This is a genomic window from Variovorax defluvii (genome assembly GCF_039541515.1).
Lineage (GTDB): Bacteria > Pseudomonadota > Gammaproteobacteria > Burkholderiales > Burkholderiaceae_C > Variovorax > Variovorax defluvii.
The window spans coordinates 142392-165456 of record NZ_BAABGJ010000012.1; the positions used below are offsets into that span (position 1 = coordinate 142392).

Below are 23065 nucleotides of genomic sequence, written 5' to 3' on the forward strand. Positions count from 1 at the left end.
CCAAATCGGGATCGCCCCCTACAAGACGCCGGGTCTGCGGCAAGTAGATTGCGGTCTGGCAGAAGTTGTTTACCTTTGGGCATATGGACAAGACCACAAGCTCCCCGGCCGCGGGCGGCGATGCCGCCCCCCGCCTGTTGAAGATGGGCGTCCCCGGCCTCGACGACGTGCTCGGCGGCGGGCTCGCGCCGCAGCGGCTGTACCTGCTCGAAGGCGCGCCGGGCGCGGGAAAGACCACGGTGGCGATCCAGTTCCTCCTCGAGGGCGCGGCACGGGGCGAGCCGGTGCTGTATGTCACGCTTTCCGAAACGGCGACCGAATTGCAAGGGGTGGCCGCCTCCCACGGCTGGGACATGGCGGGCGTCGAGGTCCGCGAGATGCTGCCCTCGCATGCGACGCTGGAGCCGGACGAGCAGTACACGCTGTTCCATCCGTCCGAGGTGGAGCTGGGCGAGACCACGCTGCGCATCCTGGCCGATGTGGACAAGATCAAGCCCAGCCGCGTCGTCTTCGACTCGCTGTCCGAGCTGCGCCTGCTGGCGGGCGGCTCGCTGCGCTACCGGCGGCAGATCCTGGCGCTGAAGCAGTTCTTCACCGGCCGGCAGTGCACCGTGCTGTTGCTGGACGACCTCACCGCCACCGACCAGGATCTGCAGGTGCAGAGCATCGCCCACGCCGTGATCCGGCTGGAGCAGGTGCACCCGGACTACGGTGCGGCACGGCGCCGCCTGCTGGTCAGCAAATACCGCGGCCAGGCCTTCCGCGGCGGTTACCACGACTACCGGATCGTGCGCGGCGGCCTTCGGGTGTTTCCGCGGCTGGTCGCCTCCGAGCACACGCCGCCGCTGACGCAGACGCGCATCCCCAGCGGGCTGGCGCCGCTCGACATGCTGCTGGGTGGCGGCATCGAAAAGGGCACCAGCACCCTGTTCGTGGGCGCACCGGGCACCGGCAAATCGAGCATTGCCGCGCAGTTCGCCTATGCGGCCGCCCAGCGCGGTGAGCGTGCGGCGCTGTTCATCTTCGACGAGAGCATCAGTACCTTGCGCACCCGTTGCGAGGGGCTGGGCATGGACCTGGCGCCCTTCATCGAATCCGAACAGATGCACTTGCGGCAGGTCGACCCGGCGGAGTTGTCGCCGGGTGAGCTCGTGCACGAGATCCGGCACCAGGTCAGCGAGCGCCAGGTGGCGGTGGTGATCATCGACAGCCTCAATGGCTATCTGAACGCGATGCCGGACGAGCGCTTCCTCATCGCCCAGTTGCACGAACTCCTGACCTACCTCGGGCAATGCGGCGTGGCCACCATGCTGGTGGGTGCGCAGCACGGCTTGATCGGCACGCAGATGCAGACACCGGTGGATGCAAGCTACCTGGCCGACTCGGTGGTGATGCTGCGCTATTACGAGGACGAGGGCGAGGTCCGGCAGGCCATCTCGGTGCTCAAGAAGCGCGGCGGGGCGCACGAGCGCACGATCCGTGCCTTTTCGCTGGGCCAGGAGGGCATCCAGATCGGGGAGCCGCTGCGCAACTTCCGGGGCATTCTCACAGGCGTTCCGATCCCGATCGACGGAGCGCGGTCGCCATCGTGAGCGCGGAGGCCGCAGAGCTGGAGCAGCGCATCCTGCTGCGGACCGCGACGTCGAGGGACGCCACGGTCGCCGGCGCCGTCCTGAGCCGCGCGGAGTTCGCGCCCTGCGCCTGCGCCGACATGGCCGCGCTGGTGCACGAACTCCAGCGCGGCGCGGGCGCCATCCTGCTGGCGGAGGAGGTGATGGATCGCGCCTCCATGGCCAAACTGGCCGGCGCACTCGCCGCCCAGGAGCCCTGGTCCGACCTGCCGGTGATCGTGCTGGCCCGGCAGGGGGCCGACTCGCACGCCGTCTCGGTGGCGATGGACGAGGTTTCCAACGTCACGGTGATCGAGCGGCCGATGCGCGTGGCCGCATTGGTGAGCGCGGTGCGCACCGCGCTGCGGGCGCGCCGCCGGCAGTACGAGATGCGCGCGCTGCTCGCCGGGCTGCGCGATGCCGACCAGCGCAAGACCGAATTCCTCGCCACGCTCGCGCACGAGCTGCGCAATCCGCTGGCCCCGCTGAGCACGGCGCTGTCGCTGCTGGCACGCAAGCGGCCGGCGCCCGAGGAGGCCGCCAAGTACTACGAGCTGATGGGCCGGCAGGTGGATCACATGGTGCGCCTGGTCAACGACCTGATGGAGGTGTCGCGCATCACGCGCGGCAAGATCGAGCTGCACCTGGGGCCGGTGCTGCTGGATGCGGTGATCGACGATGCGATCGAGCTCAGCCGCCCGGCGATCGAGCGGGCCGGCCACGCGCTGGAGGTCGATGTCTCCGGCGAGCCGCTGGTGGTGCGTGGCGACGCGGTGCGCCTGACGCAAGTCTTCTCCAACCTCCTGAACAACGCGGCAAAGTACACGCCGGCCGGCGGCCGCGTGAAGCTGGCGGCGTGGCAGCAGCAGCGGCAGGCGGTGGTCCAGGTGAGCGACACCGGCGCCGGCCTGGCGCCCGAGATGCTGAACGCCATCTTCGAGATGTTCGTGCAGGTCAGCGGCACGGCCAAGGAGGCGCAGGGCGGGCTGGGCATCGGCCTGACGCTGGTGAAGAGCCTGGTCGAGCTGCACGGCGGCAGCGTGGAGGCGGCGAGCGAGGGCGTGGGCCGCGGCGCCACCTTCACGGTGCGGCTGCCGCTGTCGAAGAACGGCGCCGCTCCCGCCCCCCAGCGTTCGCAGGACAGCTGGGCCGCGGTCATCGAGCGCGTGGTGCTGGTGGTCGACGACAACCGCGACGCGGCCGACAGCCTGGCCGAGCTGCTGCGCACCCTCGGGGCGACGGTGCTGGTGGCTTACAGCGGCGAGGAGGCGCTGCAACTGGCCCGCGGCCAGGGGGTGGAGATCGCCGTGCTCGACATCGGCATGCCCGGCATGGACGGCTGCGAACTCGCGCGCCGCCTGCGGGCCTCGCCCGGCGGGGCGGCGATCCGGCTGGTCGCACTGACCGGCTGGGGGCAGCAGGGCTACCGCGAGCGCATCGCGGCGGCGGGCTTTGACCACCACCTGCTCAAGCCGCTGAACCTGGCGGAGTTCATGCGGCTGCTATCGCGCTGAATGCGGTGCCGGCCGCCGCGGCCTCAGCGGACGTCGACCCCCACCTTCGCCCCCGCCGCCACGATCTCGCCCCAGGTCGCGTCGTCGATCCAGATGCCCTCGCGCTCCCGTGCCGCGCGCGCGCGGCGTTCGGGCTCGCCGGCGATCATCACGCCCTCGAAGCCCTGGCCGGGCGGGCTCTGGCGCAGCCAGTCGACGAAGGCGCGCGCCTCCTGCTCGAAAGCGGCCTGTGTGCCCAGCTTCGCCGGATCGATCACGATGGCCAGCATGCCGTTGAGCACGGTGCGCGCATTGTCGGCCGGCCGGTGCCAGGTGCCGCTGCCGGTGAGTGCGCCGCCCAGCAGCTCGCAGGCCACCGCCATGCCGTAGCCCTTGTGCTCGCCGAAGGTCATCAGCGCGCCGAACAGGCCATTGCTCTGCGGCACCACCACCACGCCGGGGTCGTCGGTGGGCGCGCCGTGCTCGTCGATCAGGTAGCCGGGCGGCACGCGCTCGCCCTTGTTGTGGGCCACGCGCATCTTGCCCTGGGCCACGCGGCTGGTGGCGTAGTCGAGCACGAAGGGCGCTTCACCCTGGAGGGGGATGCCGATGCAGCACGGATTGGTGCCGAAGCGCCCGTCGCCGCCGCCCCAGGGCGCGACCACCGGCCGCGACAGCACGTTGACGAAGTGCATCGACACCAGGCCCTGCGCCGTCGCCATCTCGGCGAAATGGCCGATGCGGCCGAGGTGATGCGTATTGGCCAGCGAGAGCACGCAGGTACCGTGCTGCTTCGCGCGCGAGATGGCCATCTCCATCGCCTGTACGCCGACGACCTGGCCGTAGCCGCGCTGGCCGTCGAGGGCGAGCATGGGGCCGGTGTCGAGGTTCACCTTGACGGACGCGTTGGGTTGGAGGCCGCCCTCGGCCGCGGCATCGACATAGCGCGGCACCATGCCGACGCCGTGCGAGTCATGGCCGCTGAGGTTGGCGAGCACGAGGTTGGCGGCCACCTGCTCGGCTTCGGCCGGGGTGCTGCCGGTGCCGGCGATGATGGCGGCGATCTGGGGGCGAAGGGTGGAGGCTTGTATGGTTTGCGGCATCGAAAGGTTCCTTCAAGGTCTTGCTTCCTCTCTCTGGAGAGAGGGCGTAGGGGAGGATCACATCACCGCACCCACCTGCCACGGCACGAACTCGTTCTGCCCGTACCCATGCCGCTCGCTCTTGCTCGGCGCGCCCGAGGCCGTGGCCAGCACCAGCTCGAAGATGCGCTGGCCCATGTCCTGGATGGAGACGGTGCCCTCGACGATCTCGCCGCAGTTGATGTCCATGTCCTCCTCCTGCCGCTGCCAGAGCGCCGAGTTGGTCGCGAGCTTGAGCGAGGGCGAGGGCGCGCAGCCATACGCGGAGCCGCGACCGGTGGTAAAGCAGATCATGTTGGCCCCGCCCGCCACCTGGCCGGTGGCACTCACCGGGTCGTAGCCCGGTGTGTCCATGTAGACGAAGCCGTGCGCACGCACCGGCTCGGCGTACTCGTACACCGCCTCCAGGTTGCTGGTGCCGCCTTTGGCCACCGCGCCCAGGCTCTTCTCCAGGATGGTGGTCAGCCCGCCCGCCTTGTTGCCGGGCGACGGGTTGTTGTTCATCTCGCCCTCGTTGATGGCGGTGTAGTGCTCCCACCAGCGGATGCGCTCGACCAGCTTCTCGCCCACCTCGCGCCGCACCGCCCGGCGAGTGAGCAGGTGCTCGGCGCCGTAGATCTCGGGCGTCTCCGACAGGATGGCGGTGCCGCCGTGCGCCACGAGCAGGTCCACCGCCGCGCCCAGGGCGGGGTTGGCGCTGATGCCGGAATAGCCGTCCGAGCCGCCGCACTGCAGGCCGATGGTGATGTGCGCCGCGCTGCAGGGCTCGCGCTTCACCGCGTTGGCGCGCGGCAGCATCTCTTGGATGAGCGCGATGCCCTTCTCGACCGTCTTGCGGGTGCCGCCGGTGTCCTGGATGTTGAAGACGCGCAGGTTCTCGCCTTCGCGCAGGTTGCCGGTGGCGAGCCAGGCGTTGATCTGGTTGGCCTCGCAGCCCAGGCCCACCACCAGCACGGCCGCGAAATTGGCGTGCGTGGCATAGCCGGTGAGGGTGCGTTCCAGCAGCTGCATGCCCATGCCCTGCGTGTCCATGCCGCAGCCGGTGCCGTGGGTCAGCGCGACCACGCCGTCGACGTGCGGGTAGGCCGCCAGCGCCGCCGGGTTGGTCTGTCGCGAGAAGTGGTCGGCGATGGCGCGTGCCGCGGTGGCCGAGCAATTCACGCTGGTCAGTACGCCGATGTAATTGCGCGTGGCCACGCGGCCGTCGGCCCGGACGATGCCCATGAAGCTGGCTTCACGCCGCGCCGGTGCCGGCTTGACGTCGGCGCCGAAGGCGTAGTCGCGTTCGAAGTGGCCCTTGTCGGGGCCCATGTCGAGGTTGTGCGTATGCACGTGTTCGCCGGGCGCGATCGGCTTGCTCGCGAAGCCGATGATCTGGTTGTAGCGGCGCACCGGCTCGCCTTGGGCGATGGCGCGCACGGCGACCTTGTGGCCGGGCGGCACCAGGCCGCGCGTGGTCACGCCTTCGACCTGCGTGCCGCCGACCAGCTGGCCGCGCGCGATCACCACGTCGTCGGCAGGATGAAGGCGAATGAAAGGGTTCATCGTGAAAGTCCCAGGGAGGTCAGAAGAACATTCTCGGCAGCCACAGAACCAGTGACGGCATGTAGGTGATGACCGCCAGGCTCGCCAGCAGCGGCACCAGCCAGGGCAGGATGGCCATGGTGGTGCGCTCGAAGCTCAGGTGGGCCACCCGCGCCAGCACGAACAGCACCATGCCCATGGGCGGGTGCAGCAGGCCGATCATGAGGTTCAGCACCATCACCAGGCCGAAGTGGACCGGGTCCACGCCCAGCTGCGTGGCGATGGGCAGCAGGATGGGCACGAGGATGGTGATGGCCGCGGTCGGCTCCAGGAAGCAGCCGACGAACAGCATCAGCAGGTTGGCCAGCAGCAGGAAGACCCAGGCCTCCTTGGTGAAGCCCAGCACCCAGCTGGCGATGTCGGTGGTCACGCCGGTGGCGGTGAGCATCCAGCCGAAGATGGAAGCGGCCGCGACGATGAAGAGCACGGTCGAGGTCGTCTCGATGGTGTCGAGGCAGACTTTGACGAACATCTTCCACGACAGCGTCTTGTACCAGCCGAAGCCGAGGATCATGGCCCACACGCAGGCGGCGATGGCGCCCTCGGTCGGCGTGAACAGGCCGGTGCTCATGCCGCCGATCAGCAGCACCGGCGTCATGATGGGCAGCAGGGCCTCGAAGCGGAAGATGCGGTCCAGCACGAACAGCAGGGCCAAGGCGGCGAACACGGTCAGCTGCGCCGGCGCCCCCAGCTTCGCCACCGCCCCCCACACCAGCAGCGGCCAGCCGACCACCACGGCCAGCTCGCTCAGCGCCTTGAAGAGCCGCGTGCTGGAGAACCTGACGTCGCCGCCCCAACCGTTGCGGTGGGCATAGTAGGCCACGGTGAGCATCATCAGGATGGCCATCATCGCCCCGGGCAGGATGCCCGCGAGGAACAGCGCGCCCACCGAGACGTTGGCCATCATCCCGTAGATCACGAAGGGCAGGCTGGGCGGGATGATCGGGCCCAGCGTCGCCGACGCGGCCGTCACCCCCACCGCGAACTCGGTCGCGTAGCCGTGCTCCTTCATCGCCTTGATCTCGATCGTGCCCAGGCCGGCCGCGTCGGCGATGGCGGTGCCGCTCATGCCGGCGAAGATCACCGAGCCCAGCACGTTCACGTGGCCGAGGCCGCCCTTGAGCCAGCCCACCAGCGCCAGCGCGAAGTTGTAGATGCGCGTGGTGATGCCGGCGTTGTTCATCAGGTTGCCGGCCAGGATGAAGAAGGGCACGGCCAGCAGGGGGAAGCTGTCCACGCCGCTGACCATGCGGTGAATGACCACGAAGGGCGGAAGACTGCCCGAGGTCAGGATGTAGACCAGCGAGGCACCGGCCATGGCGATGGCGACGGGAATGCCGCCGGCCATGAAAAGCAGGAAGAAGATCTTGAGCATCGGTCGGGTTCTTGTCGTTCTGCCGGGTCCTATCGGTCCGACGGGCCGGACTCGGGCCGCTCCAGCACGCTGTAGCCACGCTGCCAGTGCAGGCGCGCCACCTGCACCGAGCGCCAGGCCATGGCCGCGAAGCCGATCAGGCACAGCCCGTAGACGATGTTCATCGGCAGGTCGACGATGGTCATGCGGGTCTGGTTGCCGATCTTCATCATCATCTGCACCGTCATCACCACTGCGGCGGCGAAGAAGGCGATGCGCAGCAGGTCCACCATCCGCGAAAGCCAGCGGCCGACGACCTTCGGCAGGTAGCGATAGAAGAAGTCGACCTGGATCGCGTTGTTCTTGGCCACGCCGATGGCCGCGCCGATGAAGACCACGCCCACCAGCATGTAGCGCGCAAGCTCCTCGGTCCAGGCGGCGGAGTCGTTCATGACGTAGCGCGTGACGAACTGGTAGAAGACCGTCAGGCCCAGCAGCCAGAACAGCGCCAGCGCGGCCCAGCCCTCGGCGATGGTGCCCGACAGGTCCACCGCCTCGTCCTCGGCGTGGAAGTGGCCTTCGTCGTCGATGATCTTGGGGTCGCTCATCGGCCGGTCACTTGATCGCGGTGATGCGGTCGTAGTCCTGCTGGCGATAACCGTGGTCCGTCGGCTTGGTGTTCTTCAGCACCGCCTCGCGGAAGGCGTTCCTGTCCACCGTGATGACGTTGTTGCCCTTCTTCTTGAACTCGTCCACCAGGCGGGCTTCGGAGGCGATGATCTCGCGGCCGGTCTTCTCCGCGGCCTCCTGCATCACCTCGGTGAAGATCTTCTTCTCGTCGGCCGAGAGCTTGCCCCAGGTCGAGCCCGACACGATGGTCAGCAGCGAGTCGACGATGTGGCCCGTCAGCGAGATGTTCTTCTGCACCTCGAAGAACTTCTTGGCCTCGATGGTGGGCAGCGGGTTCTCTTGCGCGTCGACGGTGCCGTTCTGCAGGGCGAGGTAGACCTCGGCGAAGGCGATCGGCGTGGGGTTGGCGCCCAGCGCCTTGGGGAAGGCCAGGTAGGCCGGCGCGTCGGGCACGCGGATCTTCAGGCCCTTCATGTCCTCGGGCTTCGCGACCGGCCGGGCCGCGCTGGAGGTGACGTGGCGGGCGCCGTAGTAGGTCAGCGCCGTGATGTGATTGCCGCTCTTGTCGTCGTAGCCCTTGGCCAGCTCCTTGAAGACATCGCTCTTCGCGTACTTCAGCTGGTGCTCCGCGTCGCGGAAGATGAAGGGGAAGTACGACACGGCCAGCGGCGGCGAGGTGCGGCCGGCGAAGCTCGCGCCCGAAAGGATGATGTCCACCGTGCCCAAGGTCAGGCCCTGGTTGATGTCCGACTCCTTGCCCAGGCTCGAGGCGGGGAAGACCTGCACCTCGTACTTGCCGTTGGTGCGCTTCTTGATCTCCTCGCCGGCCCATACCGAGTACTTGTGGAAGGGCTCCGAGGTCTCGTAGACGTGCGCCCACTTCAGCTTGGTCTGCGCCTGGGCCGCGCCGAGGGCGCCGGCGGCGAGCAGGCAGGCGGCGATCGTCTTCATCGCCATGCGCCTGGTGCTCTGCCTGGCGTTCGCTTGGATGGTCGGCTTCTTGCTCATCTTCTTGTCTCCGTCGGTGGTTGAAGGATCTGGTTGGCGCGGCGCCAGCTCGCGCTGAAGCGCTGGTGCGACTTGTCCATGTGCGCGTGCATGGCGGCGCGCGCGGACGCGGGGTCGCGGGAGGCGATGGCGTCGCGGATCGCCTCGTGCTCGGCGATCGCGCTGCGCCAGGACTTGACGCTCTCGAAGTAGCCGCCCAGGCGCATGAAGATCGGCCCGCGGCGCGAATCCCAGAAGCCCTGCACCGTCTCCGACAGCACCACGTTGCCGCAGCAATCGACGATGGCGAGGTGGAAATCGCGGTCGCCTTCCAGCGGCATCACGCTGCGGTCGGCCAGATCGCGCATGCGCTCGATGGCGCGGCTCATGGCCTCGATGTCCTTGCGCCTGGCCGACCCGGCGGCGATGGCCGCGGTCTCTCCCTCGATCACGCGGCGTGCGCGGATCAGCTCCAGCGGGCCCCATTCGGTGCTGGCCGGCGCAGGGAGTCCGGCGGCGCCCGGCGGCGCGCGGTCCCGCACGTACACGCCGGAGCCGGTGCGCACCTCGACCCAGCCCTCCACCTCCAGCGCGATCAACGCCTCGCGCACCGAGGGCCGGCTCACGCCGAGCTGCCGGGCGAGGTCGCGCTCGGCCGGCAGCCGCGAGCCGGGCGCGAACTCGCCCTGGGCGATGAGGGCGCTGAGCTGGTCGGCGATCTGGCGGTAGAGCCGCCGGGGTTCGAGGGTCTGCAGAGGCACTGGGGTTAGGGGTTGCCCTGAATTGGCCAAGTGGTCAGGCCAATTCAGAATACGGCCCGCTGGGCGGCGCGGACATCGGGCCAAACCCTGAACGCCGAACGTGCCTCGCATCCCCGACAACAGCTGGAAGGATTCCCATGAGATTGAAGGGCAAGACCGCGCTCGTCACCGCGGCGGGCCAGGGCATCGGCCATGCGAGCGCGCTGGCGCTCGCGGCCGAGGGCGCGCAGGTGTGGGCCACCGACGTCAACGAAAAGCTGCTCGAGCGCTACGCGGGTGTCGCCGGTGTCACGGCCGCGAAGCTGGACGTGCTCGACAAGTCGGCCATCGGCGCTTTCGTGGCGACGCTGCCCACGCTCGACATCCTGTTCAACTGCGCGGGCGTGGTGCACAACGGCGCGGCGCTGCAGGCCAGCGACGAGGACCTGGACTTCGCCTTCCGCCTCAACGTGCGAGCGCAGTTCTGGACGATCCAGGCCGTGCTGCCCGGCATGCTCGCGGCCGGGCGCGGCAGCATCATCAACATGGCCAGCGTGTGTTCCAGCATCAAGGGTCTGCCTAACCGCTGCGTCTACGGCACCACGAAGGCGGCCGTGCTGGGGCTGACCAAGAGCGTCGCGGCCGACTATGTGGGGCAGGGCATCCGCTGCAATGCGGTCTGCCCCGGCACGGTGGACACGCCCTCGCTGGCCGAGCGCATCAATGCCAACGCCGACCCGGTGGAGGCGCGCAAGGCCTTCATCGCGCGCCAGCCCATGGGGCGCCTGGCGCAGGCCGAGGAGATCGCGCCGCTGGTGGTCTTCCTGGCCAGCGACGAGTCGCAGTTCGTCACCGGCCAGGCCTACGCGGCCGATGGCGGCATCACCATATGAACCAGCTCGACTTCGCCGGCCGGCACGCGGTCGTGACCGGCGGCGCATCGGGGCTGGGGCGCGGCATCGCGCAGCGGCTGATCGCCTCGGGCGGCAGCGTGACGCTGTGGGACCGCGACGCCGAGGCGGCCGAGAAGACCGCCTGGTCGCTCGGGCCCCGAGCCTTCGCGCTCAAGGTCGACGTGGCGCAGCAGCCCTCGGTCGCGAAGGCGGTGGCGGGCACGCTGGCGCGGGCCGGGCGCATCGATGCGCTGGTCAACAGCGCCGGCGTTCTCGGGCCGAACCTCCAGCTGTGGAATTACCCGGTCGATGCCTGGCGCGAGGTCATGGCGATCAATCTCGACGGGGTCTTCATCTGCTGCCGCGAGGTGGTGCCGCAGATGCGCAAGCAGGGCTGGGGCCGCATCGTCAACATCGCCTCCGTGGCCGGCAAGGACGGCAACCCCAACGCGAGCGCGTACAGTGCGAGCAAGGCGGCCGTGATGGCGCTGACCAAGTCCCTGGGCAAGGAACTGGCCGACACCGGCATCCGCGTCAACTGCGTGACGCCGGCGGCGGTGAAGACGCCCCTGTTCAACCAGATGACGCCGGAATACATCGCCTTCATGCTGTCGAAAATCCCCATGGGCCGCTTCGGCACGGTGGAGGAGGTGGCGGCGATGGTCTGCTGGCTCTGCACCGAGGAGTGCTCTTTTTCCACGGGGGCTGCGTTCGACTTGTCGGGCGGGCGCGCCACCTACTGATCTTCCAAGAAAGGACAACATGAAACTCGTTCGCTATGGCAACCCCGGCAAGGAAAAGCCCGGCCTCGTCGACGCCGGCGGCCAGTTGCGCGACCTGAGCGCGGTCATCCCCGACATCGGCGCCGAGCAGCTCGGCGACGCCGCGCTCGCCAGGCTGCGCAAGCTCCAGGCCGAGAAGCTGCCGCTGGTCAAGGGCAAGCCGCGCTACGGCTGCCCGGTGGCCCACGTCGGGAAGTTCATCGCCATCGGCCTGAACTATGCCGACCACGCGGCGGAATCCGGCCAGCCCATCCCGGCCGAGCCGGTGGTCTTCATGAAGGCCAACAGTTGCGTTCAGGGCCCGAACGACCCGGTGATGCTGCCCAAGGGTTCGGTCAAGACCGACTGGGAGGTCGAGTTGGGCGTGGTGATCGGCGCCACCGCCCGTTACGTCACGCAGAAGAGCGCGCTGGACTACGTGGCCGGCTACTGCGTGATCAACGATGTGAGCGAGCGCGAGTACCAGATCCAGCGCGGCGGCACCTGGGACAAGGGCAAGGGCTGCGACACTTTCGGCCCCATCGGCCCCTGGCTGGTGACGCGCGACGAGGTGCCCCATGTGCAGAAGCTGTCGATGTGGCTGGACCTCAACGGCAAGCGCATGCAGACCGGCAATACGAGGACCATGATCTTCAACGTCGCGAAGATCGTGAGCTACGTCAGCCAGTTCATGACGCTGATGCCGGGTGACGTCATCACCACAGGCACCCCGCCCGGCGTGGGCCTGGGGATGAAGCCGCCGCTCTACCTGAAGAAGGGCGACGTGATGACGCTGGGCATCGAGGGGCTGGGCGAGCAACGTCAGGAAGTGATCGCGTTCAAAGTCTGAATTGGACTGGTGACTTGTTCCTCTTTCTTTAGGAGGGGCGCGGGGTGTTCGTTTTTGCCTTGTTGGGTGTTTGGCGCAGGAGCCGGGGCGAATTCCCGGCTCCTGCGCCACCGCACCCGCAATGCCGACTCAAGCGCCCGGAGCCGCCACCCCCAACCCTCTCCCAGAGCCAGAGGAAGCAATACCTCCGTGCCTCGACCCTCTCTCTCCGGGAGAGAATGCCATACCTACTTCGCCGTCGGCATCACGAACTCGGCCCCCTTGCCGATGCTTTCCGGCCAGCGCTGCATGATCGATTTCTGCTTGGTGTAGAAGCGCACGCCTTCCTCGCCATAGGCATGCATGTCGCCGAAGAGCGATTTCTTCCAGCCGCCGAAGCCGTGCCAGGCCATGGGCACCGGGATCGGCACGTTGATGCCCACCATGCCCACCTCGATGCGGCGCGAGAACTCGCGCGCCACGTTGCCGTCGCGGGTGAAGCAGGCCACGCCGTTGCCGAACTCGTGCGCGTTGATCAGGTCGACCGCTTCCTTCAGGTCGCGCACCCGCACGCAGGAGAGCACCGGGCCGAAGATCTCTTCCTTGTAGATGCGCATCCCGGGCGTGACGTGGTCGAACAGCGTGCCGCCCATCCAGAAGCCGTTGTCGCAGCCTTCGCCGGCCTGCCTGGCTTCGAAGCTGCGGCCGTCATGCACGAGCTTCGCGCCTTCCTTCTGGCCGGCATCGATGTAGCCGCAGATGCGCTCGTGCGCGGCGCGGGTGACGATCGGGCCCATCTCGGCCTCGAGGTTGGTGCCGTTGAGCACCTTCAGCGTGCGGGCGCGCTCGGCCAGCATGGGCACCAGCTTGTCGGCCACGTCGCCCACCAGCACCGCCACGCTGATCGCCATGCAGCGCTCGCCGGCCGAGCCGTAGCCGGCGCCGATCAGCGCATCCACCGCCTGCTCCAGGTCGGCATCGGGCATCACCACCATGTGGTTCTTCGCGCCGCCCAGGGCCTGCACGCGCTTGCCGTGGCGCGCGCCGGTCTCGTAGATGTAGTTGGCGATCGGGGTGGAGCCGACGAAGCTGATCGCCTTGACGTCGGGATGCTCCAGCAGCGCATCCACTGACTCCTTGTCGCCCTGCACCACGTTGAACACGCCGTCTGGCAGACCGGCCTCCTTCAGCAGCTCGGCCATGCGCAGCGACGGGCTCGGGTCGATCGGGCTGGGCTTGAGCACGAAGCAGTTGCCCGCCGCGATGGCGACGGGGAACATCCACATCGGCACCATCACCGGAAAGTTGAAGGGCGTGATGCCGGCCACCACGCCCAGGGGCTGGCGCATCGTCCAGTTGTCGATGCCGGTGGAGACCTGGTCGGTGTAGTCGCCCTTGAGCAGTTGCGGAATGCCGCAGGCGAACTCCACGACGTCGATGCCGCGCGAGACCTCGCCCTGCGCGTCTGTGAAGACCTTGCCGTGTTCGGCGGTGATCAGGTGGGCCAGCTCGTCGCGGTGCTTGTTGAGCAGCTCCAGGAACTTGAACATCACCCGCGCGCGCCGGATCGGCGGGGTGTCGGCCCAGGCCGGAAAGGCGGCCTGCGCGGCTGCGACCGCGGCATCCACGTCGGCGCGGTTGGCCAGCGCCACGCTGCCGGTGGCGGCGCCGGTGGCCGGGTTGAACACGTCCTGCGTGCGTGCGGACTGGGGCGCGGCGATGCGGCCGCCGATGTAGTGGTGGATGGGGGTCTTGCTCAGTTGCATGAAGGTCTCTCCTGCGTTCGGTGCGGGCCGTGATGGAAGGCGCCAGTCTAGAAAGGCATGCGGCGCATGCCAAGCCACTCGGCGCTGAATTGATTGTTCACGATGGTGAACAATAGGTGCATGGAAACCAAGAACATCGAATCGCTGTGGACCCATCTCCACTGGCTCAACGTGCTGGCGCAGCAGGGCAGCTACACGGCGGCGGCCGCGCGCCTGGGAGTGAGCAAGGCCGCGATGAGCCAGCGCATCGCCGAGCTGGAACGTGCCGCCGGCGTGCCGCTGGTGCGGCGAACCACCCGCAGCGTGCGCCTCACCGAGGCCGGGGGGCGCCTGGTGGACGACACCCGCGCACCCTTCGAGCAGATCGCCCACAGCTTCGCCGGCGTGCGCGACCTGGCCGGCGTGCCGCGCGGCCTGCTGCGGGTGACGGCGCCGGTGGCGCTCGCACGCCAGCAGATCGTGCCGCGGGTGGCGGATTTCCTGCGCGCGAATCCGCAGGTGCGGCTGGCGCTGGACCTGTCGGACCGGCTCAGCGCGCTGGCGGTGGAGGGCTTCGACCTGGCGATCCGCCACGCGGCCTCGGTGCCCGACACGCACGTGGCCTGGCGGCTGTGCGACACCCATTCCCTGCTCGTCGCCAGCCGGTCCTACCTGCGCCGCCGGCCCGCGCCGCAGTCGCCGCAGGAACTGTCGGCGCACGACTGCCTGCACTACCCGCGCGCCCAGGAGCAGCCGGCCTGGACGCTGGAGTCCACGGGCGGGCGCCGCGCGGTCGAGCGGGTGACGGTGCCGGTGGCTGGCCCCTTCGCCGCCAACAACAGCGAGGCCCTGCGCGACGCGGCGCTCGCCGGGCTGGGCATCGCGCTGGTGCCGGACTTCAGCGCCCAGGCCGCGCTGCAAAGCGGCAAGCTGGTGCACGTGCTGCCGGACTGGCGGCCCGTCGGTGCCTTCGCGGAGCAGCTCTACGCCATCCGCCCCTACGCGACCCACGTGCCGCGGGCCGTGACGGTGTTCGTGGCGTGGCTGCGGGAGGTGCTGAAGGACGGGTTCGGGGCCTGATGGCCTGCCAGGCCCGAGCTCAGATTTCGAGGATCGAAGCCAGCTCTTCGCAGGCCGATCGGAAGACGGCCGGCGGAGCCTGCTTCCAAGGGTGGGCACGAGCGCCGCGAGCGCGCCAGTCGAAGGACTTCGGCTGGTGACACAGGACGTAGCAGGCTTCGTTCCTGGGGCCGAGAAATTTCACGGCGAACGGGTTGTCTTCGTTCAGCTCCGGTCCGGCGGCAGGCCGCCGGCGACGCTCCAAATGTCCCATTGACAGAACATTCGAAGTGTTCAACGATGCGCTCCATGTCGCAGATGCCGCTGCCCAAATACCACCAGATCTACCTGGTCCTGCGCGAGCAGCTCGACGAAGGCCGCTTCGCCGACGGGGTGCCCGGCGAGCTGGCGCTGATGCAGCAGTTCGGCGTGGCGCGCGTGACGGTGCGGCGCGCGCTGGAGCGGCTGTCCTCCGAGGGCCTGATCTCGCGCAACCCGGGCCGGCGCACGCGTCCGGTGCGGCAGGTGGCGGCCAATGAACCGCGTGCGAGCGAGAGCACGGAACGCGCCAACCTGCACGGCCTGCTGGAGAACCTGGTCACGATGGGCCTGCGCACCTCGGTCAAGGTGATCGACGTGGCCACCGTGTCGGCCTCCAGCCAGGTGGCGGAGGCGCTGCAGCTGCAGCCGGGCGATCCGGTGCAGAAGGCGGTGCGGGTGCGCTCCACGCGCGAGGGGCCGCTGTCGCACATCACCACCTATGTGCCGGGCGACGTGGGCCGGCGCTTCGGCCGGCGCGAGCTGGCGAAGAAACCGATCCTGGTGCTGCTCGAGGAGGCCGGCGTGAAGGTCGGCCGCGCGCACCAGACCATCTCCGCGCGCCTGGCGGACAACGTGCTGGCCGAACACCTGGAGATCTCGGTCGGCTCGGCCCTGCTGGCGGTGCGCCGCCTGGTGTACGACCAGGACGAGCGGCCGGTGCAGTGGCTCCATGGCTTCTACCGCCCCGACCGCTATGCCTACGAGATGCAGCTGTCGCGCGTGGGCAGCATCGATGCCAAGGTCTGGGTCAGCAAGGACGTCGCAGCCCCTTTCAACTAAGCAAGAGGAAAACCCATGAGCACTCGCCGCCGCTTCATCTCGCAATCCGCCGCGATGGCCTCCGCCGTCGCCTTGCCGCTCGTGGCCGGGGCGCAGCCCAGGACCGTGAAGGTCGGCGTGCTGCATCCGGTGACCGGGGCGCTGGCGTACTCGGGGCAGCAGTGCCGCCTGGGCGCGCAGATGGCCATCGAGGACATCAACAAGGGTGGCGGCATCAAGTCGCTGGGCGGCGCGCAGATCGAGGCATTGCTGGGCGACGCCCAGTCGCAGCCGCAGGCCGGCACGGCGGAAGTGGAGAAGATGAACGAGGCCGGCGTCAGCGCGATCGTCGGCGCCTTCGCCTCCGCCATCTGCCTGGCGACCACCCAGGCGGCAGCCAAGTACAACCTGCCGCACGTGGTGGACGTGGGCGTGGCCGACCAGATCGTGGAGCGCGGGCTGAAGAACACCTTCCGCTTCGGGCCCGGCTACAGGAAGTCGACCGAGCTGTCGATCGCCAACCTGCTGGTGCTGAACAAGGCCGCCGGCAGCCCGGCGAAGACGGTGATGATCATCCACGAGGAGTCGCTGTTCGGCACCGGCACCGCGCAGCTGCTGTCGCGCGAGCTGCCGGGCTACGGCTTCGAGGTGAAGGAGGTGGTCAAGCACGCCAATCCGACGCGGGACTTCAACAACATCGTGCTGCGCATGAAGTCGGTCAACCCCGACATCGTGATCCCCGCCAACTACTACAACGAGTACGCGCTGCTGGTGCGCACCATGCAGCAGCAGAAGGTGGCGCCCAAGGCGATCTTCTCGGTGCTGGGCGGCGCGGCCTCGAGCTACAAGTTCGTCAAGGAGTTCCCGGATGCGGCCAACGGCATCATCGACTGCAACCACTGGTTCAACCCGAAGGACAAGCGCTCGCACGAGCTGAAAAAGCGGGTGGAGGCCAAGGGGCAGTACTTCAGCTACGAGGTGTTCATGACCTACACCGCCATGGGGCTGCTGGCCGATGCGCTGGAGCGGGCGAAGTCGGCGGACCGGGCCGCGATCATCGAGGCGCTGGAGAAGAGCACCTTCTCGAACCACATCATGCCGTATGGGCCCACGAAGTTCGTCAACGGGCAGAACGAGGGCGCGCAGCCGCTCATGACGCAGGTGGTGAAGAACGACATCAAGGTGATCATTCCGCGGGACTACCGCGAGGTGGAGCCGGTGTTCCCGCTCAGATCCGCCTGAGCCCGCGCGCGCCTGGCAGCATGCTCGATTTCGGCATTCTTTTCCCGTCCGTGCTGAACGGGCTCACCACCGGCGCGGTGTACGCGCTGATCGCCCTCGGCCTCACGCTGATCTACGGCGTCCTGCACATCATCAATTTCGCCCATGGCGCCTGCCTGATGCTGGCGCTGTACGCGGTGTACTTCCTCAAGGAGCGGCTGGGCATCGACCCGTATCTGGCCCTGCCCATCGTCGTGCCCGCCATGTTCGCGCTGGGCTACGCGCTGCAGCGGATCGTGATCAACCGCGCCGGCCACGGCAAGGACGAGAACATCCTGCTGGCCACGCTGGGCATCGCGATCGTGATGGAGAACCTGGCGCTGATCTTCTTCAAGTCGGACACGCGCACCATCGACACCGCCTACTCGCTCGCCACGGTCGCCATCGGCCCCGCGATGATCGCCGTGCCCAAGCTGGTGGCCTTCGCTGGCGCGCTGGTGGTGTCGGCCCTGCTGTTCTGGGTCATGGGCCGCACCGACCTCGGCCGTGCCATCCGCGCGGTCGCCAGGGAGAAGGAGGGAGCCAAGCTCATGGGCATCGACGTGGACCACGTCTACGCGATGAGCTTCGGCATCGGCCTGGCCTGCCTCGGCGCGGCGGCCTGCTTCCTGCTGCCGGCCTACTACGTCAATCCGCAGGTGGGCAGCGGCTTCGTGCTGGTGGCCTTCACCATCGTGGTGCTGGGCGGCATGGGCAGCTTCGTCGGCGCGCTGGTCGGCGGCTTCCTGGTGGGGGTGGTGGAATCGCTGGGCGGCCTCTACCTGGGTGAATCGCTGGGGCAGATCGGCATCTTCGCGATCTTCATCGGCGTCGTGCTGTTCCGGCCGCAGGGGCTGTTCGGAGCCCGCGCATGAGCGGCGGCCGGCAACTGGCGCTGATCGCGCTGTTCACCCTCGCCGTCGCCTGCGTGCCGTGGGTCACCCGCTCGGGCAGCGCGCTCAACTTCGTGATGATGGCGCTCTACGCCACGCTCATGGCGCAGGCCTGGAACATCCTCGGCGGCTTCGGCGGACAGTTCTCCTTCGGGCATGCGCTGTTCTTCGGCACCGGCGCCTACGTGCAGGCCATCGCCCAATTGCAGGGTGGCTTCAACGCCTGGGTGGCGCTGCCGCTCGCGATTCTTGCCGCGGCCTTGGTGGGCCTGTTCGTCGGGGCGCTGAGCTTTCGCTACGGCCTCAAGGGCTCTTACTTCGCGCTGGTCACGCTGGCTTTCGCGGAGGTGTTCCGCATCCTGGCGCTGTCGGTGCCCTTCACCGGCGGGGGGGTAGGGCTGATGGTGCCGCTGCGGGAGGCGGCGTCGAATTTCCAGTTCGGCTCGCGCGCCGGCTACCTGTGGGTGATGCTGGGCTTCGTGCTGGCGGCCCTGCTGGTCAGCTGGTGGCTGCGCCATGGCCGCTTCGGCGCCTGGCTGCAGGCGGTGCGCGACAACGAGGACGCGGCCCGTGCCGTCGGCGTGAACCCGGTGCGCGTGAAGCTCGGCGCGATCGGCCTGTCGGCGGCCTTCATGGGCGCGGCCGGCGCCTTCTACGTGCAGGTGTTCCAGTACATCGACCCGGGCATCGCCTACGGCCCTTCGACCTCGGTGGAGGCGCTCGTGGCGGCCATCGTGGGCGGCATGGGCACGCTCTGGGGGCCGGTGCTGGGGGCGGTGGTCCTGCACGTGCTGGCCGATCTCACGCGCAACCTGTTCGGCGAGCTGCCGGGCATCAACATGGTGATCTACGGCGTGGTGCTGGTGCTGATCGTGATCTTCCTGCCGCGCGGCATCGCGGGGCTGGGGCTGTCGGTGCGCCAGCTGTGGCCCGGCAAGGGCGGCCGCAATGGCTGAGCCGCTGCTGCACCTTGCGAAGGTGTCGCGCGCCTTCGGCGGGTTGAAGGCGGTGCAGGACGTGAGCCTGGCCGTGACCGAGGGTCGCCTGTGCGCGCTGATCGGTCCCAACGGCGCCGGCAAGACCACGCTGTTCGCGCTGATGTCGGGCTTCCTCCGGCCGGACAGCGGCACCGTGCGCTTCGCCGGCCAGGACATCACCGGCCGCGAGCCGCACCGCAACGCGCGGGCCGGCATGACCCGCACCTTCCAGATCGTGCAGCCCTTCGCGGCGCAGACGGTGCGCGAGAACGTCGCCGTGGGCGCCCACCTGCACGTGCGCAGCCGGGCGCGGGCACTCTCGCAAGCCGAGCAGGTCGCGCACCAGGTGGGCCTGGGGCCGCAGCTCGACAAGCCCGCCTCCGACCTGACGGTGGCCGGCCGCAAGCGCCTGGAGCTGGCCCGTGCGCTGGCCACGCGCCCGCGCCTGCTCTTGCTCGACGAGGTTCTGGCCGGCCTCAACCCGCAGGAGATCGCCGAGATGATGCCGGTGGTGCGCGGCATCGCCGACAGTGGCGTGACGGTGCTGATGATCGAGCACGTGATGCAGGCCGTGATGCACCTGGCCGAGCACGTGTGGGTGCTGGCCCAGGGCCGGCTGATCGCCGAAGGCAGCCCGCAGGATGTCACCTCGAACGAGCAGGTGATCGAGGCCTACCTGGGTCAGGGCACGGCCGCGCGGCTGCGCAAGGCGCAGGTGCCGGCATGAGACGCACGGCCGTTCCGAAGGCGAGGGTGTTTCAATGACGGTGCTGCTCGACATCCGGGCCCTGCGCGGCGGCTACGGCCGCACCGAGGTGCTGCGCGGCGTGGACCTGCAGGTCGGCGCCGGCGAGATGGTGGCGCTCCTGGGCAGCAACGGCGCGGGCAAGTCCACGCTCAACAAGATGGTCTGCGGGCTGTGCCCGGCCTGGAGCGGCACGGTGCGCTTCGACGGCCGGGACCTGAGCGGTGCGCATTACCGCGAGGTGGTGAAGGCCGGCCTCATCCAGGTGCCCGAGGGCCGCAAGGTGTTCCCCAACCTGAGCGTGCTGGAGAACCTGGAGCTCGGCTCCTTCACCCGCGCGCGCGAGCGGCGCGCGCTCAACCTGGAGCGCGTGTTCGCGATCTTCCCGCGCCTGAAGGAGCGGCGCGACCAGCATGCCGGGACCATGAGCGGCGGCGAGCAGCAGATGCTGGCGATCGGCCGCGGCCTGATGGCCGAGCCCGTGCTGCTGATCCTGGACGAGCCTTCGCTCGGCCTGTCGCCGCTGCTGGTGGAAGAGATGTTCTCGCTCATCCGCCAGTTGCGCGAGGACGGGCTCGCGGTGCTGCTGGTCGAGCAGAACGTGGGCCAGTCGCTGGAAATCGCGGACCGCGCCTACGTGCTGGAGAACGGCAGCGTGCGCTTCTCGGGCGAGCCGCAGGCCCTGCTCGCGACCGACGAGCTGCGGCGCGCCTACCTGGGCCTCTGAGAGGCTTCATTCGCCGCGATCTGACCAAGGGCCCTTCCCAAGACATCAAGGAGACACGACATGATGAAACGCCGAGACATCCTCATCGCATCCGCGTCGGCGGCGCTGGCGGCCGGCGCGCGCGCCCAGGTCGGCGGCGCGCCCGTTCGCATCCTGGTCGGCGCGCCGGCCGGCGGTTCCACCGACACGCTGGCGCGCACGCTGGCCGCCAGCATGGGGCCGGTGCTGAGCCGCACGGTGATCGTCGAGAACCGGCCCGGCGCCGGCGGCAACATTGCGGCCGAGGCAGTGGCCAGGGCGGCGCCGGATGGCAACACGCTGCTGATGAGCTTCACGAGCCACGCGATCAACGCCACGCTCTACCCGCAGCTGCCCTTCGATCCGGTCAAGGACTTCAGCGCGCTGACCTGCGTCGCGACTTCGCCCTCGGTGCTGGTGGCGCACCCGTCCGTGCCGGCGAACAACGTGCGGGAGCTCATCGCGCTGGCCAAGGCGAAGCCGGGGCAGCTCAACTTCGCGATCGGCGGCATCGGCTCCTCGCTGCACATGGCGGGCGATGCCTTCAAGATGCAGTCGGGCACCTTCATCGTGAACATCCCTTACCGCGGCACCGCGCCCGCGGTGCAGGACGTGCTGGCCGGCCAGGTGCAGCTGATGTTCGCCGCCGTGGGCAACGTGCAGTCCCACGTGAAGGCCGGCAAGCTCAAGGCCCTGGGCGTGACCACCGCGAGGCGCCTGCCTTCGCTGCCGGAGGTGCCGGCCATCGCCGAGACGCTGCCGGGCTACGAGTCCAGCGCCTGGTTCGGCCTGTTCGGCCCCGCCGGCCTGACGCCGGACGTCGCCAGGCGCCTGAGCGATGCGGCGCGCCAGGCCATCGCCCAGCCCGAGATGCGCAAGCGCCTGGAAACCGAGGGCGCGATCCCCGTGGGTAATTCGCCCGATCAATTCACCGAGTTCGTGAAGAGCGAGATCGTGCGCTGGGGGAAGGTCGTGAAGTTCTCCGGAGCGAAGCCCGAATGACCGCCGCGCCCCAGACCCTGGCACAGAAGCTGATCGCCCGCGCCTGCGGCCGCGAGCGGGTCGCGGTGGGCGAGATCGTGACCTGCGCGGTGGACCTCGCGATGTTCCACGACTCGTCCGGCCCGCGTCGCCTGCAGCCCATGCTGGAAGAACTGGGTGCGCAGATCTGGGACAAGTCGCGCGTGGTGCTGGTGATGGACCACTACGTGCCCGCGCGCGACGAGGATTCGCGCCGCATCGTGCGCATCGCGCGCGACTGGGCGCAGGCGCAGCAGTTGCCCCATGTGTACGACAGCCAGGGCATCTGCCACGTGGTGGTGCCTCAGCACGGCCACATCCGCCCCGGCATGCTGTGCGTGGGCGGCGATTCGCATTCGCCCACCGGCGGGGCCTTCGGCGCCTACATGTTCGGGGTGGGCAGCACCGAGATGCTGGGCGTGGTGGTGACGGGGGAGATCTGGCTGCGCGTGCCCGAGACGATCCGCATGTGGTGGGACGGCGCGCTGCCGGCCGGCGTCACGGCCAAGGACATGATGCTGGCGATGATCGGGCGCTTCGGCATGAACGGCGGGCGCTACCAGGCGGTGGAGTTCTGCGGCCCGGCGGTGAGGGCGCTGTCGATGCAGGAGCGGATGACGCTGTCGAACATGAGCGCCGAGCTGGGGGCGCAGGCCGGCCTGGTCGCGCCGGATGCGACGACGGCCGCCTTCCTGGCCGAGGCGGGTGTGCCGGCGGTCGATGCGGCGCCCTGGTTCACCGACGAGGGCGCGGCCTGCGAACTGCACCGCTTCGACGCGGCGACGCTGGAGCCGCAGGTCGCGGCGCCGCACAGTCCGGCCAATTCGCACGGTGTGAGCCGCGATGCGGGCACGGTGGTGGACGTGGCCTACATCGGTGCCTGCACCGGCGCCAAGCTCGAGGATCTGCGAGCTGCCGCGCAGGTGCTGCGCGGGCGCAAGGTGGCGGCGGGCGTCCGGCTGATGGTGGCGCCGGCCAGCCTGCAGGACCAGGAGCGCGCGCGCGAGGAGGGCGTGCTGCAGGTGCTGCTCGACGCCGGCGCCGAGCTCTTCGCCACCGCCTGCGGCGCCTGCTCGGGCTATGGCGACCCGCTGGGCGACGTGACCGTGATCTCCACCACGGCGCGCAACTTCAAGGGGCGCATGGGGTCGCCGAATGCACAGGTTTACCTGGGGTCGCCCTATACCGTCGCGGCGTCGGCGCTGCGCGGGCGGGTGACGGACCCGCGGGAGGTGCTGGCATGAGACATCGTGGGTGGGCTTCGGTGTTGCTCGCTGTTTCTCGGGCGGGTGGGGGAGAGGGGTGGGGTGAGGGCTCTGGGCCTTTGGTTTGGCGTTGTTCTTGTTGTGGGTTGGACTTGGCGTTCGGGGCTTTGTTTTGGCCTTGCTGGTTGGGGGGCGCAGGAGCCTTGAATTTGGCTCTTGGGCCTTTGTTTTGGCCTTGCTGGTTGTGTGGCGCAGGAGCCGGGAATTCGCCCCGGCGGGCGAGTTACTTTCTTTGTCTCGCCAAAGAAAGTAA

At 69.0% G+C, this 23065-nt stretch carries 21 protein-coding genes; 14 read left to right on the top strand and 7 right to left on the bottom strand.

Annotated features, from left to right (window positions below):
• Positions 1–83 precede the first annotated feature (83 nt).
• Positions 84–1592 (top strand): ATPase domain-containing protein, encoded by a 1509-nt coding sequence (locus tag ABEA07_RS08330; RefSeq protein ID WP_345537123.1) that lies wholly within the window; start codon positions 84–86, stop codon positions 1590–1592.
• Entirely contained in the window at positions 1589–3124 is a 1536-nt protein-coding gene (locus ABEA07_RS08335; RefSeq protein WP_345537125.1) for a hybrid sensor histidine kinase/response regulator, read from the top strand. The genes ABEA07_RS08330 and ABEA07_RS08335 overlap by 4 nt, the downstream gene beginning before the upstream one ends.
• Before the next feature lie 23 nt (positions 3125–3147).
• Here the strand turns inward: ABEA07_RS08335 and ABEA07_RS08340 are convergent, their stop codons facing one another.
• From ABEA07_RS08340 to ABEA07_RS08365, 6 genes are read right to left on the bottom strand one after another with little or no spacing between them, the layout of a single operon-like run.
• On the bottom strand, positions 3148–4206 hold the full coding sequence (locus ABEA07_RS08340; RefSeq protein ID WP_345537126.1) for a malate/lactate/ureidoglycolate dehydrogenase: 1059 nt from the start codon (positions 4204–4206) through the stop codon (positions 3148–3150).
• Positions 4207–4263: 57 nt separating this feature from the next.
• Positions 4264–5790, bottom strand: coding sequence for a UxaA family hydrolase (locus ABEA07_RS08345; protein WP_345537127.1), 1527 nt, complete (start codon positions 5788–5790; stop codon positions 4264–4266).
• 19 nt (positions 5791–5809) lie between these two features.
• Positions 5810–7204, bottom strand: a complete 1395-nt coding sequence (locus tag ABEA07_RS08350; protein WP_345537128.1) for a TRAP transporter large permease — start codon at positions 7202–7204, stop codon at positions 5810–5812.
• Positions 7205–7233: 29 nt separating this feature from the next.
• Complete coding sequence (locus ABEA07_RS08355) at positions 7234–7791, bottom strand: TRAP transporter small permease (protein ID WP_345537129.1); 558 nt, start codon at positions 7789–7791, stop codon at positions 7234–7236.
• Between the two features lie 7 nt (positions 7792–7798).
• Complete coding sequence (locus tag ABEA07_RS08360) at positions 7799–8821, bottom strand: sialic acid TRAP transporter substrate-binding protein SiaP (RefSeq protein WP_345537131.1); 1023 nt, start codon at positions 8819–8821, stop codon at positions 7799–7801.
• The gene (locus ABEA07_RS08365; RefSeq protein ID WP_345537133.1) at positions 8818–9561 is read right to left on the bottom strand and encodes a FadR/GntR family transcriptional regulator; all 744 of its coding nucleotides are present in this window, start codon (positions 9559–9561) and stop codon (positions 8818–8820) included. The genes ABEA07_RS08360 and ABEA07_RS08365 overlap by 4 nt, the downstream gene beginning before the upstream one ends.
• Positions 9562–9698: 137 nt before the next feature.
• On the opposite strand from ABEA07_RS08365, the gene ABEA07_RS08370 reads away from it, so the two are divergent.
• The 3 genes from ABEA07_RS08370 to ABEA07_RS08380 are packed head-to-tail and all read left to right on the top strand — an operon-like array spanning position 9699 to position 12044.
• Positions 9699–10433, top strand: a complete 735-nt coding sequence (locus tag ABEA07_RS08370; protein ID WP_345537134.1) for an SDR family oxidoreductase — start codon at positions 9699–9701, stop codon at positions 10431–10433.
• Positions 10430–11176, top strand: coding sequence for an SDR family NAD(P)-dependent oxidoreductase (locus ABEA07_RS08375; RefSeq protein ID WP_345537135.1), 747 nt, complete (start codon positions 10430–10432; stop codon positions 11174–11176). The genes ABEA07_RS08370 and ABEA07_RS08375 overlap by 4 nt, the downstream gene beginning before the upstream one ends.
• Positions 11177–11195: 19 nt before the next feature.
• Entirely contained in the window at positions 11196–12044 is an 849-nt protein-coding gene (locus ABEA07_RS08380; RefSeq protein ID WP_345537136.1) for a fumarylacetoacetate hydrolase family protein, read from the top strand.
• 227 nt (positions 12045–12271) lie between these two features.
• Here ABEA07_RS08380 and ABEA07_RS08385 read toward each other — a convergent pair whose 3' ends face one another.
• Positions 12272–13789: a CoA-acylating methylmalonate-semialdehyde dehydrogenase gene (locus ABEA07_RS08385; protein ID WP_345537137.1), complete on the bottom strand. Its 1518-nt coding sequence runs from the start codon at positions 13787–13789 to the stop codon at positions 12272–12274.
• Positions 13790–13909: 120 nt separating this feature from the next.
• Between ABEA07_RS08385 and ABEA07_RS08390 the strand changes: the two genes are divergently transcribed.
• From ABEA07_RS08390 to ABEA07_RS08430, 9 genes are all read left to right on the top strand, one after another.
• Positions 13910–14848 carry a LysR family transcriptional regulator gene (locus tag ABEA07_RS08390; protein ID WP_345537138.1) on the top strand — a complete coding sequence of 313 codons (939 nt, stop codon included), beginning with the start codon at positions 13910–13912 and terminating at the stop codon, positions 14846–14848.
• A gap of 297 nt (positions 14849–15145) precedes the next feature.
• Entirely contained in the window at positions 15146–15928 is a 783-nt protein-coding gene (locus ABEA07_RS08395; RefSeq protein ID WP_345537151.1) for a GntR family transcriptional regulator, read from the top strand.
• Between the two features lie 15 nt (positions 15929–15943).
• Entirely contained in the window at positions 15944–17149 is a 1206-nt protein-coding gene (locus ABEA07_RS08400; RefSeq protein ID WP_345537139.1) for an ABC transporter substrate-binding protein, read from the top strand.
• 20 nt (positions 17150–17169) lie between these two features.
• A complete protein-coding gene (locus tag ABEA07_RS08405; RefSeq protein WP_345537141.1) occupies positions 17170–18042 on the top strand; it encodes a branched-chain amino acid ABC transporter permease in 873 nt (290 codons plus the stop codon).
• On the top strand, positions 18039–19016 hold the full coding sequence (locus tag ABEA07_RS08410; protein ID WP_345537142.1) for a branched-chain amino acid ABC transporter permease: 978 nt from the start codon (positions 18039–18041) through the stop codon (positions 19014–19016). Before ABEA07_RS08405 ends, ABEA07_RS08410 begins: the two co-directional genes overlap by 4 nt.
• Positions 19009–19764, top strand: coding sequence for an ABC transporter ATP-binding protein (locus tag ABEA07_RS08415; RefSeq protein WP_345537144.1), 756 nt, complete (start codon positions 19009–19011; stop codon positions 19762–19764). The genes ABEA07_RS08410 and ABEA07_RS08415 overlap by 8 nt, the downstream gene beginning before the upstream one ends.
• 34 nt (positions 19765–19798) lie before the next feature.
• Complete coding sequence (locus tag ABEA07_RS08420) at positions 19799–20509, top strand: ABC transporter ATP-binding protein (RefSeq protein ID WP_345537146.1); 711 nt, start codon at positions 19799–19801, stop codon at positions 20507–20509.
• Between the two features lie 63 nt (positions 20510–20572).
• A complete protein-coding gene (locus tag ABEA07_RS08425; RefSeq protein ID WP_345537153.1) occupies positions 20573–21529 on the top strand; it encodes a tripartite tricarboxylate transporter substrate binding protein in 957 nt (318 codons plus the stop codon).
• Entirely contained in the window at positions 21526–22791 is a 1266-nt protein-coding gene (locus ABEA07_RS08430) for a 3-isopropylmalate dehydratase large subunit (RefSeq protein ID WP_345537148.1), read from the top strand. The genes ABEA07_RS08425 and ABEA07_RS08430 overlap by 4 nt, the downstream gene beginning before the upstream one ends.
• Positions 22792–23065: the final 274 nt, after the last annotated feature.

Bases quoted from the DNA above. Each gene is read 5' to 3' on its own strand.
- ABEA07_RS08330 (WP_345537123.1), top strand. From the start codon at position 84: ATGGACAAGACCACAAGCTCCCCGGCCGCGGGCGGCGATGCCGCCCCC.
- ABEA07_RS08340 (WP_345537126.1), bottom strand. From the start codon at position 4,206: ATGCCGCAAACCATACAAGCCTCCACCCTTCGCCCCCAGATCGCCGCC.
- ABEA07_RS08345 (WP_345537127.1), bottom strand. From the start codon at position 5,790: ATGAACCCTTTCATTCGCCTTCATCCTGCCGACGACGTGGTGATCGCG.
- ABEA07_RS08350 (WP_345537128.1), bottom strand. From the start codon at position 7,204: ATGCTCAAGATCTTCTTCCTGCTTTTCATGGCCGGCGGCATTCCCGTC.
- ABEA07_RS08355 (WP_345537129.1), bottom strand. From the start codon at position 7,791: ATGAGCGACCCCAAGATCATCGACGACGAAGGCCACTTCCACGCCGAG.
- ABEA07_RS08360 (WP_345537131.1), bottom strand. From the start codon at position 8,821: ATGAGCAAGAAGCCGACCATCCAAGCGAACGCCAGGCAGAGCACCAGG.
- ABEA07_RS08370 (WP_345537134.1), top strand. From the start codon at position 9,699: ATGAGATTGAAGGGCAAGACCGCGCTCGTCACCGCGGCGGGCCAGGGC.
- ABEA07_RS08375 (WP_345537135.1), top strand. From the start codon at position 10,430: ATGAACCAGCTCGACTTCGCCGGCCGGCACGCGGTCGTGACCGGCGGC.
- ABEA07_RS08380 (WP_345537136.1), top strand. From the start codon at position 11,196: ATGAAACTCGTTCGCTATGGCAACCCCGGCAAGGAAAAGCCCGGCCTC.
- ABEA07_RS08385 (WP_345537137.1), bottom strand. From the start codon at position 13,789: ATGCAACTGAGCAAGACCCCCATCCACCACTACATCGGCGGCCGCATC.
- ABEA07_RS08390 (WP_345537138.1), top strand. From the start codon at position 13,910: ATGGAAACCAAGAACATCGAATCGCTGTGGACCCATCTCCACTGGCTC.
- ABEA07_RS08395 (WP_345537151.1), top strand. From the start codon at position 15,146: ATGCCGCTGCCCAAATACCACCAGATCTACCTGGTCCTGCGCGAGCAG.
- ABEA07_RS08400 (WP_345537139.1), top strand. From the start codon at position 15,944: ATGAGCACTCGCCGCCGCTTCATCTCGCAATCCGCCGCGATGGCCTCC.
- ABEA07_RS08405 (WP_345537141.1), top strand. From the start codon at position 17,170: ATGCTCGATTTCGGCATTCTTTTCCCGTCCGTGCTGAACGGGCTCACC.
- ABEA07_RS08410 (WP_345537142.1), top strand. From the start codon at position 18,039: ATGAGCGGCGGCCGGCAACTGGCGCTGATCGCGCTGTTCACCCTCGCC.
- ABEA07_RS08415 (WP_345537144.1), top strand. From the start codon at position 19,009: ATGGCTGAGCCGCTGCTGCACCTTGCGAAGGTGTCGCGCGCCTTCGGC.
- ABEA07_RS08420 (WP_345537146.1), top strand. From the start codon at position 19,799: ATGACGGTGCTGCTCGACATCCGGGCCCTGCGCGGCGGCTACGGCCGC.
- ABEA07_RS08425 (WP_345537153.1), top strand. From the start codon at position 20,573: ATGAAACGCCGAGACATCCTCATCGCATCCGCGTCGGCGGCGCTGGCG.
- ABEA07_RS08430 (WP_345537148.1), top strand. From the start codon at position 21,526: ATGACCGCCGCGCCCCAGACCCTGGCACAGAAGCTGATCGCCCGCGCC.